The following is a 12,605-nucleotide window of genomic DNA, read 5'->3' on the forward strand; positions in this document are numbered from 1 at the left end:
CAATGCTTATTTGATTTCATTTGAAATTTTAATTTACATCACTGTCTTCTTTGCAAAATGTTGAAATGAATTAGCATTTTATTAAAAATGTTGTTTTCATATCGCCTTCCGTTTGAAGGGATGACAAAGGTAATGAGTCATTTTTAAAAAACAATAGTCCCATTACCTTTTTATTCAAAATAAATTCAAATACACATTTTAATATACTCTTTACGAATTTAGAGTTTCAATGTAGCATTTAAGTTATATTACTTAACTCTTCTTTCTTCTTATTTAGGTCCTGCTCTAAGGCAGATTGTATGGAAGTATCTTGAATGATACCTATTGTTCTGTTTATTGAGAAAATATCTTTCTTAAGGTTCGCCTTGATAAGATAGTTTGCATATTCTCTCTTACCATACTTATAGATCTTAGGTGAAAAAATCAATAAAATTAATAAAGTGACTGAAATGATACCTAATATAATTTCTTGGGTATAATCTTTAATAATCGCAGATAATGGTTTTTGCTTTATATGAATATCTGCTTCAACCACTTCATCATAAACCTTATATTTTAATGTTTGCGTTTTTTCTTTGTGAAAGTTGATGGAATCATAAGGTGTCATATAAATAGATATGTATCCCTTTCTCCAAGACTTGATTCTAGGTGTTCCATAATATACTTGAATTGCTGATGGTAATTCTATCTCATCCATAAAAGTTTTAACTGTTGGATAAACAGCATTCTTACCCGTATTCAAATAAGGAATTCTTATTTCAAGTGTATCTTTTTTAGAAGTAAAGGTTAATGAAGAAGGAAAGTTAGTTTTCAATTCTTCTCTTAATTTCTCTACTGGCTTGTAATTTACTTTTTGAGTATTTGTAGAAGAATCCTTTAAAATTAAAATATCTATCGTAGCATTTAAGTCATTATCCAAATTTGATTTCTTGTTCGGATAAAATGGAACTTGGATCATAGTGATACTTCTTGGTAGCATTTGAGTCACAGGCAAACTATAATCCAACCAATCATCAGTATTTATATTTATATAATGTGAGATATCAAATAGAGTGTCATAATCACTATCATTATATAATGACAATTGTGCATAAAGTGTGTCTTGAGGAGAATATAAAGTGGTTTCTAAATATTCAATATTTCTTTCAAGATGATTTGTATCTGCCCAGAAGATTTCTCCTCGCACTTTTTCAACTCTTGAGGTTATCGTTATTTCTTGCTGTAAATAGTTATTCTCTAATTTAACTGCACCATAATGATCTCCGAGTTTATCTGCGATAGGTGCAATGGATAAAGTCAGTGTATCTGAATTCGGTATCACTTGAGATATACTGTCTGCTAAAATGGAATCTCCATCTACCATAAACTGAAAGGCATTAGCATCTCCTGAGTATTCAAAGTTTAGTGGGAGTTCTTGCAAATCAAAAAATGTATAATCTGTAAACCCAATAGAATCTGCTTCCACTAAACCTAAATTGATACTGACTGTATCCTGATGAAAGGTTACTTCTTCAGTAACGTTTGATTTCATCGCAATTCTTACCAATCGTTTATCAATACGAAAAGCCATGTAGGCCTGGTTTGTACCTTTCTTAATTGGTTTCGGCCTTATTTTTATACTGATATCCTCAAGTGGTGATTGATGAAATACAGTACTATCATTTGTCTGCCAAAAGTTTTGGTCATCACCGATGTCTATAGAGAACAAATCAGTGTCTCCAATATAAAATAACTCAATATCCTCGCTTTCAATTCCAGCTATACACTTTATAGTGATACTTTTCGAGGAATTGAGATTAATTTTACCAAAATCTACAAACAATGCATCAGCAATAAGATCATTTGAAGAAGGTTTTTTAGATTTTTTCTCTATTACCTTTTTCCAATTTGAAATCTTATTTCCGTTAGGTAATGTTCTTACTTGAATTCCTTCATTCTTCTTAGGAGTCTCAAATTTAAATACCTGTGCATTTGCTATTTGAAAACTCAATGAAATAATAAAAGTCAAAAATATATATTTAAAAAATAAGCGATTCATGAATATTGCTTTTTAGTTTTTCTATTGAAGCTCTGATTCTAATCTATCTGCATAAACCAATAAGGAAGTCAAAATACCTTTGGCCCTACCATCTTTAGTATCCTCTTCGATCATAGACTTTATTTGTTCTTTATAGACTGTGATACCAATACTATCATTAGTCACATCCATCACTTTTGATCTACAGAAAGATTTGAACTCTTCCTTTTCTTGATGGTCTAAAATCTCAAAGAAGTTACGTCCTTTGAACCTGAATAACATTTCTTTTAAACGTTCATCAGAAAATGGAAAATAGTTAGCATTTAAATTTTGAGGTGCATTAGAAGCAATGTTATCAATTCTATTAGCAAGGTTTTGATCATTATTAGAAATAAAACCATTGTATAACTGAGTATCTACATCTGGGTCAATATCATATTGTGAGTTAAAAACTTCTTTGACTTTTTCCATTATAGATGTATCATTTAAGATACTTGTCATTTTCTTTCTGTTTTCCTCAATGGTATCCAATGAAATATTCAATTCCAATGCTCTTGCTTTTGATAAAGTTCTAGTTTCTGCAAAAATACTCGAGCGATTGATATATAACTGTTGTAATCCAGGCCTTACATCTCCTTCCTTCATATCTTCTTTCTTCTTAAAGATTAGTGCCTTCAAATCTTCAATTGAAATATCTTTTAAGAGTTCTGGATTAGTTCTTAAATCGTATGCTATTACTGCATTGCTATTTTTAGTATCGTAGCATATAGGATACATAAATGCGAGATGACCATTTTCTACCGGTACAAAAGGAGAAACTGTCAATAAACATTGTTGATTCGACATTGCATTATTGATCATGTTTTTTACTTCGGCCTTATTTCTCATCTTCATTGCATAATTAAACAACTTAGGTTGATGAGTTTTTACCAGTCTCAATACTTCAACAGTTGCTAAAACGTCTGCAGTAGCATCATGTGCATTTTCATGAAGTATCTTATTTGCTACAGAGAGATGTTCAAGCTTAAAACTTTTCTTTCCTTCATCATTTTCAGGCCATACAATTCCTTCCGGTCTTAAGGCATAAGTAAATCTTAAGATATCTAATGCATCTAGCCTTGAATTATTGTCTGCCCATTCATGAGAATATGGATTGATAAAATTCTTATAGAATCCGAAACGAGTGAATTCGTCATCAAACTTGATATTATTATAGCCGATATGACAAGTTCCTTTGGCTCCCAACAGATTTTTAATTTGTCCCATAAACTGGAATTCCTTTATCCCTTGAGCATCTGCTATTTGTGGTGTAATACCTGTTATTAAACAAGCTTCCGGATCTGGAAGAAAGTCTTTTGATGGCTTACAGAATAAAGTGATAGGATCTCCAATCGGATTTAGATCAATATCAGTTCTGATTCCGGCAAATTGTGCAATTTTATCTTTTCTTGGGTCTCTCCCAAAAGTCTCATAATCATAAAAAAAGAATGATGTCGGGTTCATTATTAAAAAGTATAGCTTTCTTCTCCATTAACATTACATGCAAAAAGTAATGACTTTTACGAAACTAATGAATTGTACATTAATTAGAAATATTCATCACTCAAATAATGTATCTAAAAAAAAATATTAAATATAAAATTTTCATTACGAATAAGTTGCAATTGTCTGTGAAAATTAATTATTTGTATATAACGTAATACGAATATATCTCAAATGGCAAAGTATATTTACTATAAAAAACCTTTTGAAGAGGTTGAAAAGTTAGCGAAGAACGATAAGAAATCTTTGAAAGATTATATTAAGGGTCTTCCATCTTCAGATATAAAAAACTTTGAAACTAGAAAGGCCTTCTTCCAAAGTTTTACGTCTAAAAGAAAAGCCGCCTGGAAAGGTGACGAAGCAACATCTATGATTTTCGTAGATGGTGTTAAACCGTATGCTTTATCTACAAAGGATTTTTTAGAGGAATATCGTATTGCCATCCAACACCGAGGTAGAAAGCCAAGAAAGAAAGGTGGATCGAATAAGATTGTCACTTTCCGTATGTCTAAGGAAGAATATAATGATTTAGAGACACAGGCGAATAAGAAAAATCAGAAGGTATCGGATTATATTAGAACTCTGATTGAAGAGGATATGAAAAAGAAATAGATATTATTACAAGGATATTGAAAAAGGGTTGACATTATTTATAATTATGTCAACCCTTTTTGTATTCCAACATTTATAATTCTAGAAAAGTAAATACTTAATGTAGCATATAAGTCATATTGTTATTCCTCTCCTAGTATAAATTTTCGCAATGTATGTTTGTTTGGAAATTTGTTGCCATCTTTTACGGCCATTCTTACCGCATTTACTTCTGGCCATATTTTCCAAGTAGGGAAAGTTCTGTATTTTTTTACTGCTGCAGCTATTGTAGCTTTTGAGACACCTATTTCTTCTAAACGTAACTTTAACTTCTCAACTTTATCATCAAAATCATTTTGTGGGGGTACTATTGTAGCATTTAAGTTACTTCCTCCAAAGTTTATTGATGCTTGAGTTGTTTTAGGTTCTTCTTCTATTTCAGCTTGTGACTCAAATGATACATTCGATGTGATATCTTGTCTAACTGTATCGAGTTCAAGTGTCTGGTCTTTGAGTTCCATGTGGAACTTAACTGCTACTACAGTTCTTTTTACTTTCTTACTGATCTCCCATGTAGCATTTAGGTCACTTTTTTCTGTAATCTCTCTACAAGCTACATCAAGGACTCTATTTTTCAACATAGCAAACCTATTGTAAGTTGGTTTTCCATCTATGGCCAATAGTTTCTTTAACTCTACAACAGTAAACTCCCTTGTCTTATATCTACCTACACCCTGTTTCAAGAGCTCATATACCCTCATAGAGAATGTAGAACGCATTTCATTAATATTCTGAAACATATAATCAGTGTAGTTATCAGAAGGTGTCAATAACTTTGAGAATTTCTGATTAAACTCAAATGATACCATACAACCATCGATATTCACTTCACTGAAGATAGGAATATATTTTCCTTTGAAGTGTTTACCGGGCTCACCTGTTGTAAACTTTAGAGACGACTCAGATAACAATCTACACGCCTTATCTACATTCACATAATGCGATCTGTTTAGTTTCTTTATACCATATAGGTCTTTGATATCGAACGTTACCATATCTTCTGGTTTCGATCGGTCAACTACTGTAAAAAAGTATAGTAATACTTTTTGGGCCAATGGAGTAAGAGTTTTTCTATCTTCTGCATTAATAAAGTGGTTAGATCTCCTGACTTTCTGTTTACCACTACTAATATTAACTATTAAATCTTTCATATATGACTTATATGCTACCCAAGTATCTTATTTGCTACTTGTGATGTCTGAAATGCTACGCTAATATGACTTAAATGCTACTCAATGTATCTAAAATGCTGTTTGAAAATGACTTATATGCTACAGAAACGACCTCTTAATAACTGTATATCAGTTAGTTATGAATGCTATAATATATAAGGTAATAACTATTAATAATTAAATAATCACTTCATACTTAAATTTATGTATCATTTAAGATACTTAATTTATTATGTGTTTGAGTATTTTATGAATAGTTATAGTATCATTTGAGATACAATGAGGATTCATTTAATCAATAATTCAATTTATTTTTTGAAAGTATCTCATTTGCTACATAAAAATTAAAATAGTTTACCTTAGATATCTTAAATGCTACTTTAAAAATATAGGAGTAGATTAATTAATATGACTTAAATGATACATTCTATAGAAATACGAGTAAACAATCGTTATTGCTCAGTCTATTTTAATGTAGCAAGTTAGATACTTATACCTAAAAAAATTTAGGACTACACGATGTATCCTAAATGCTACATTAATTTCAATGTCCTAATGTAGCATGTTAGATACTTAAAAACAACAATTTTATTGATTTATTGTAGCACTTAAGTCATATTTTCTGTGAAAATTTAATAAATATGCCTTGAAAGTGATAGTTTTATACTAACTACCTGATAAGTATGTCATGTTATCAAATAATATTATCACTGAAAGTAATATAATTTTTTTCAAAATTAATTTTGATTTCCTTAAAAGTGATATATATTTGCATCAAATAATAAACATTCTATCCTTATGAGTAATATAGTTGAAAATATTAAACGAGTACGCTCCACAAAAGGAATTAGTCAGAGTAAAATGGCTGAGGCATTAGGTATGTCTATGTCTGGATATACCAAAATTGAACGTGGTGATACAGACTTATCGATCAAAAAGATTGAAGATATAGCTGGAGTTTTAGGTGTTTCTTTTGAGGAATTGATGAAAAAGAAAGAAGCAAAGATTATCACTTTTGCCAATCAAAAAGGAGGAGTAGGTAAATCAACCATGTTGACTTTATTTATGACATCAATAGCTAAAAGAGAAAATCTTAAAATTCTTGTTATCGATTGTGATTATCAGCAAACAATATCTACGATAGTAGAAACAGCTGGTATTGATGACAATATTTCTTTACTTACTTTCGATTTAAATAGATCTAACTCACCCGTTTTAGACTTTATTAAAATCTTAGAAAAGGAGAAACATAATTACGATATTATTGCTATTGATACAGCAGGTTCATTACAACAATCTGACTTTATCATTACCACTTTAGCTTATTCTGATGTAGCTATTTTACCATTAGAAGCAACAACAGTAGCCTTATCATCTTCGTTTGCAACGATTTCTGTTTTACCAGATATTGAAGAAAAAAGAAAAGAAGAAGGTAGAAGTTTCATTGCTCTAGGAATTATAAATAAAGACAGCAATACATTAGAAAGTAAAGATCTTAAGGCTTTAAAAAGCTTCGATAACATCAAGCTATTAAATACTACTTTAAAGCAAAAGGTAAGATATCATCGCGATCTTAGTTTAGAACATGAGATTGTAAAGGCGAAAGCAAAAGATGAATACAATGACCTTTATAACGAATTAATAACACATTTAGGCCTGTAATATTATGGCAAAAGGAAGAAGCTCAATAGCGAATCTACTCACTGCGAAAAGTATTAAAGATAATACTACAAAAGAGAAGCAGAGATTAGATATTAAATTAGAAGCTGAAAGAAATTCTGAACAGGTAGAAAAAGTACCGACTTCTTTACTACAAATTGACCCAGTTTATCAAAGAACTATCCGTCCCCAAAGAAAAGAGGAGGCAGAACAATTTAGGAAATTAATTAATGATGAAGGTATTCGTGATGCTCTAGTTGTTTATGATAATAACTTAGGGACATTCATTGTGGATGGACACCACCGTTTGCAAGCGGCGAAAGACCTTGGGATTGATAGGGTCCCTATTAAACGTCTTGAGTTTGAATCTCAGTCTGATGCTGTACAGTGGATGTTGAGAAACCAATTAGGACGTAGAAACTTACTAGATGCTGAACGTATTGAGATTGCTTTAGCATTAGAAGGACAGATTCAAGAGCAAGCAAAAGCTAATCTAGTAGCAGGAGGTAAAGGTGAGAGTAATTTACCAAAAATTGATACTAGAGAAGAGGTAGCCAAACTATCTAATACTTCTGCAAGAAATGTAGGAAAGTATAAAAAAATTAAAGAGCTAGGTGATGATGAATTAGTCAACGAAGTTCTTGCTGGAGAAAAGTCCATTCACAAGGCCTATACACAAGTAGTAGAGCCAAAGAAAAAAACAGTAACCCAAACACCTCCAACTGTATCTAATGATCAGAAAAAGGTGATTAGCTCAGATATTAATACCATTAATGTAGCATTAGAATTACCAAATTCTATTCAAACAGCAATTGCAAATGATGCCTCTCAATATGGGCAATCAATAGAAGAAACAATTGTAAAAATTCTATCGAGTTATTACAATCAGTAATATTCAAAATTCTTAATACAAAAAAGGATACACTCCCCGACCAAAGTTTGTGTATCCTTCTATTTTGTCCAATTTAAATCTTCAAGTAAAATGAACATCTCAAAGTTACACCATTTTGTGTTAATTACACTATCGGTGTCTTACAGTGCTTATGTGAGTGGCGCTTTTTTAGCTCAACATGTAAACTTATGGATCGCTTATTTAGGCTCCTCTACTCTCTCTTTGTTAGCACATGCCTACCTTGTAGAAGGTATGACTGCTCTAAAACGAAAGAGATTATCTCCCTCTCTTTTTGTAGCGATTGTTCTTGGTGGTGTGATTGTATCATCTGATTTTTTAGGAATCCATGTTCAAGCCAATGAAAAAATCAATTCAAAGTTCGACCAGGAAATTTCAGTTCTTGAGAAATCATTATTAGATGCTCAAAATATGTTGTTAGAGAATTCATCAAAGAAGAACTCTTGGAAGTCTCACAGTAATGCATCAAGAATAGAAAAACAGATTGTAAAGTTAGAGGAACAATTGTCTACGAAAGTCAATGAGAAGGCTGCAGAAATGAAGGCAATATCAGGCCAAACAAATCACCTACAAGGTTTAACTATTGCATTGTTTTTATTGTCAGCTTTGGCTAGTTGGTCTACATTAGAAGGATCCACTATGAAAACATATCCACAAACATCTAATGTTTCACAGAGCAATTATTTTCAACCGGAGTTTAAAGAGAGGGTTCCATTGAACGAAATCAATTTGAATACACCTACTCAAGAAAGTAATATTGGTTTTAGTTTTTCAAAACCTCAAGCGACTCAAAATGGGAACTACCTCGAAAGGTACCCGTTGTTGGTTAGAGATATTGAATTAGATCACTTGTCTATCTCTAAACTTTCTGAGAAACACAATGTCAGTACTACAACGGTGAAAAGAGTTAAAGCTATGGTTAAGATTATAGCAGCTTAATTTAGTTCATTAAAGTTTTTCAATAAAAAAAGTAAGCCTCAATAGTTAGTTATTGGGGCTTACTTTTTTTATACTCTACTATTATATCCTACTCGATCAATCAAGCGTTATTTTTCCTTCATCAAATCAATTTATCATTTACAGTTTTATTTAAAGTATTTGTATATGGGTAATGGCGACTTTATAATATCATAAGAAATTAGCCTCTACTAATAGAATCATCAATTGAAACTAGTATCTTTTGATTTAGGTAATTTTCTATAAAATGAACAATCAATAGGGACTTAACATTGAAAGATGTTCGGGTGAAATATTTATTTTACCTAAAAATGATTATTAGAGTCATTGCAATGAACATCTTCAAACAATTATACTACTACTAAGGTTTTATTCATTATCGTAAAGAACTAGACTATTAAAAAATTTTCAATCCAAAGCTATATTTCTTTTTGATCACATTTGTACTTCGGGAAATATTAGTTCTAATAAGTCGTAACTAGACTATTCTAAAGTGAATTGATTTGTAGCATATAAGATATATGTCCCAGAACATGGTTTGGCAAATTTGCCAAAGGTAGCTTTTAAGATACTTTATTTATATTATTCAAATACCTTCATTAAGCTTCTAGTTCATTATTTTCAAGTTGGTTATATAATTAAGGTTGGTATATTAATGATTTCAGAATTTATTCATATGTATAGTATCTTAAATGCTACAAAGTACTGTATTTAGTTATTAGATATTTTATTTCTCAACAGGTTTGGCAAATTTACCAAAGGTTAAATTCCTAATTTATTTATGGTAGCATAAAAGTATCTTATATGCTACATCTGATATAAATTGCTATTTTAATTAGATATGTAGCTATTCAAAATTTGAATCAAATTAGTGATGATATAGTTAAAGTGATTACTTATTATGATTCTTCCTTTTAAGGCTTTACCAAAGGTTGATTTATAAGAAGTTTATTATCGAATCTTGGTATCTTAAAAGCTACATTTATTATAAGTACTGTGATTGATATTATTACTTTGTGAATGGGTTTGGCAAATTTACCAAAGGCTTTATGTTGTCTTTTTAAATTGTTCTTGGTGTAAGTTATACTAGAGATTATAAAGTTAACCTAGCTTTGATTATTTGAATTCTTATTTGATCGATATATAGATACACATTATTTATCATAGTTGAATCTTCTACAGAAAATTAATTGAAGATCTATTTTTCATTTGTGAAACTTAGACTACCTGGAAAAACTGTTTTGTGATAATTCACATAAATTCTGAATAAGATGAATTATTAATAATCGACCAGCCATAATATCTATTGGTATCATTGGAGTAGTTCACCAAGTAAAATTACTATTAGTCCGTGTTAATTATGTTAGTATATAAGTTCCTAAATTTCTTTTGATCACCATTATTTTAATGTATCAAAAACTTTAAAATCTATTTTTTGTTTCATGAATTCTTAATACTTCAAATCAATCTCTTGGTATAGAAGTAGCATTTAAGATACTTTCCCTTTATGGTTTGGCAAATTTGCCAAAGGTTATGGGGATATATTAATTTCAACTTGTCTGAATTATTTAAAATAATGAATAGAAACATTGTAGAGTTTGAATTGTATATCTAAATTCTGTTGTAATTACTCCTTCAAATTTCACAAGTATATTTTTTTGCTTACAGTAAATTAATAGGATTCCATTAGTATTATAAAGCAACTTTGAGAAAGTTTTTTATTAGTGTAAGTCGAAACTAATTATTATAAAAGTAACATCTATGAATACATACCTAGAGAGTATAAAAAAACAGTTTGATTATTATAAACTCCTTGGAGAAAAAACATTTGAGCAAGTACCTGAGGAGAAATTATTTTGGCAACTGAATAAAGAAAGTAACAGTATATCTATAATCGTTAAACATCTTCATGGAAATATGATTTCTCGTTGGACTAACTTTCTAACATCTGATGGAGAAAAAGAATGGAGAAATCGAGATGAAGAATTTGATAATGATATAAAATCTAAAGAAGAATTATTATTGAAATGGAACGAGGGATGGGAATGTTTATTTAATGCTATAAATTCTTTGACTGAAAAAGACCTTGATAAAATAGTATACATTCGTAATATGGGACATTCAGTATCAGAAGCAATAAATAGACAATTAGCACACTATCCATATCATATAGGACAAATTGTTTTTATTGGGAAAGTTATACAGAATGACAGTTGGAAATCTCTTTCAATACCAAAAGGAAAATCAAAAGAGTATAATCAGAATAAGTTTTCTAAACAAAAAAGAAATAAACATTACACTGACGATCTATAAAGAAGATTGCTTTAATTAATAACTAAACTCTATCAATTGTGAGGAAAGTCATAACATATCATCTATCCTATTTATGAGGTTGAAAAACTATTATTATGAGTTTATCTTTATATCAGTTTTGATTTATTACATCTTATATTTTCCATTTGATGTTAGGTTTGGCAAATTTGCCAATGGTTAAATATTAAGGCTCATGAATTCTGACACACTTAGAAAAGTATCTTAAAAGCTACAAAGGTATTATTACTCACTTTCTGATATTTATCATAAATAGATTATATAAATGTTCTCTTCAATAGAACTCTATTTGAAAATGATATTTTTATTACTCTACCGATGTTTCTCAGTGTTAGCGTTAATTCAATATTATATCTACTTCTATTATTTGAATTAGGAAAATCAAATTAGGTACTACAAGTTTAGATATTGATAAACTGTAATTTTACTTTTGAAGATTTTAGTTCATTTAGATAGTTTATCCAGATAATAACTCTATGCAAAATGATAAATGAAATTACCTGACAACTTTTGAATATCCTAGAAATATGAATTATTGAACTTTGAAAAAAACTATACCTACTTAGTATATTAAGCTTACTAAATCAAGAACGATTTATATCATCTATTGTATAAGAAAAACGATCTCATAATATTACTCCAACACAAAATAATACTTAGCACTAAAGATATATAAGTATTACTTGCTTGAAAAGGACACTACAATCAGATTTTATTTAAACATTATTATTCGATTAGATAAATAGTCTCAGTTCTATATTAGGGTTGGCAAATTTACCAAAGGCTATTTCCAATATATTCAGAAATGAAAATACAGTTGATTAATAAAAGACTATAGAAATGATGAGTATTTGAAAGTATCAAATAAGATACTTTTCTAAGTAAGTGTTCAATAATAAATTGTTACAGATAAGTATTAATAATAAAAAGTATCTTAAATGCTACTTATAAATTTAGTAAGCAAAAAGTGACTTATATGCTACATATGAGCTTTACGTTATTTATGAATACGATATTAGAATGATACGTTTGGCAAATTTGCCAAAGCCTAAAAATTATCATGTAGCATTTGAGATATATTTTAAAGTTAGTTCAGAAGATGAAAACTTTTTGATAATAAGTTTATCTAATAGGAATATGGTTCACCAAGTATTAAATCTATTTAGTGAAATAATTTCAGTTGTAATTTTTTTAGGAAAATGTGTAGCATGATTTTCAAGCAATCCTACCTTGAGCACTTTAGGACTATTTTTCTTTTTTACCTTCATAAAATCGAGATTTTTAATCACTTTATACCCAAATTATGATGTATTAGAGGACAGTTGCTGTAGAATAATGAAGTATATGTCTTTATACAGAATGTTAT

At 29.7% G+C, this 12,605-nt stretch carries 8 protein-coding genes; 5 read left to right on the plus strand and 3 right to left on the minus strand.

Translation table 11 applies throughout. The features are described 5' to 3' along the window. Positions 1–238: 238 nt before the first annotated feature. Together HGP29_RS20135 and sbcB are read right to left on the minus strand one after the other, a co-directional pair. Positions 239–1,990, minus strand: a complete 1,752-nt coding sequence (locus tag HGP29_RS20135; RefSeq protein WP_168884235.1) for a hypothetical protein — start codon at positions 1,988–1,990, stop codon at positions 239–241. A gap of 69 nt (positions 1,991–2,059) precedes the next feature. Continuing rightward, complete coding sequence (gene sbcB / locus HGP29_RS20140) at positions 2,060–3,520, minus strand: exodeoxyribonuclease I (RefSeq protein ID WP_168884236.1); 1,461 nt, start codon at positions 3,518–3,520, stop codon at positions 2,060–2,062. A 213-nt stretch (positions 3,521–3,733) separates the two neighbouring features. Here sbcB and HGP29_RS20145 point away from each other — a divergent pair, with 213 nt between their 5' ends. Further along, positions 3,734–4,171, plus strand: a complete 438-nt coding sequence (locus HGP29_RS20145; protein WP_168884237.1) for a plasmid mobilization protein — start codon at positions 3,734–3,736, stop codon at positions 4,169–4,171. A 122-nt stretch (positions 4,172–4,293) separates the two neighbouring features. Here HGP29_RS20145 and HGP29_RS20150 read toward each other — a convergent pair whose 3' ends face one another. Continuing rightward, positions 4,294–5,361, minus strand: coding sequence for a replication initiation protein (locus tag HGP29_RS20150; RefSeq protein WP_168884238.1), 1,068 nt, complete (start codon positions 5,359–5,361; stop codon positions 4,294–4,296). A gap of 819 nt (positions 5,362–6,180) precedes the next feature. Between HGP29_RS20150 and HGP29_RS20155 the strand changes: the two genes are divergently transcribed. The 4 genes from HGP29_RS20155 (at position 6,181) to HGP29_RS20170 (ending at position 11,221) form a co-directional block, all read left to right on the plus strand. Then, complete coding sequence (locus tag HGP29_RS20155; protein WP_168884239.1) at positions 6,181–7,044, plus strand: AAA family ATPase; 864 nt, start codon at positions 6,181–6,183, stop codon at positions 7,042–7,044. 4 nt (positions 7,045–7,048) lie between these two features. Further along, entirely contained in the window at positions 7,049–7,933 is an 885-nt protein-coding gene (locus tag HGP29_RS20160) for a ParB/RepB/Spo0J family partition protein (RefSeq protein WP_168884240.1), read from the plus strand. A gap of 90 nt (positions 7,934–8,023) precedes the next feature. Continuing rightward, positions 8,024–8,890 carry a hypothetical protein gene (locus HGP29_RS20165; RefSeq protein ID WP_168884241.1) on the plus strand — a complete coding sequence of 289 codons (867 nt, stop codon included), beginning with the start codon at positions 8,024–8,026 and terminating at the stop codon, positions 8,888–8,890. A gap of 1,779 nt (positions 8,891–10,669) precedes the next feature. After that, the gene (locus tag HGP29_RS20170; RefSeq protein WP_168884242.1) at positions 10,670–11,221 is read left to right on the plus strand and encodes a DUF1572 domain-containing protein; all 552 of its coding nucleotides are present in this window, start codon (positions 10,670–10,672) and stop codon (positions 11,219–11,221) included. Positions 11,222–12,605 lie beyond the last annotated feature (1,384 nt).

The sequence above is a fragment of the Flammeovirga agarivorans genome (assembly GCF_012641475.1).
In the GTDB taxonomy this organism is placed as follows: Bacteria; Bacteroidota; Bacteroidia; order Cytophagales; family Flammeovirgaceae; genus Flammeovirga; species Flammeovirga agarivorans.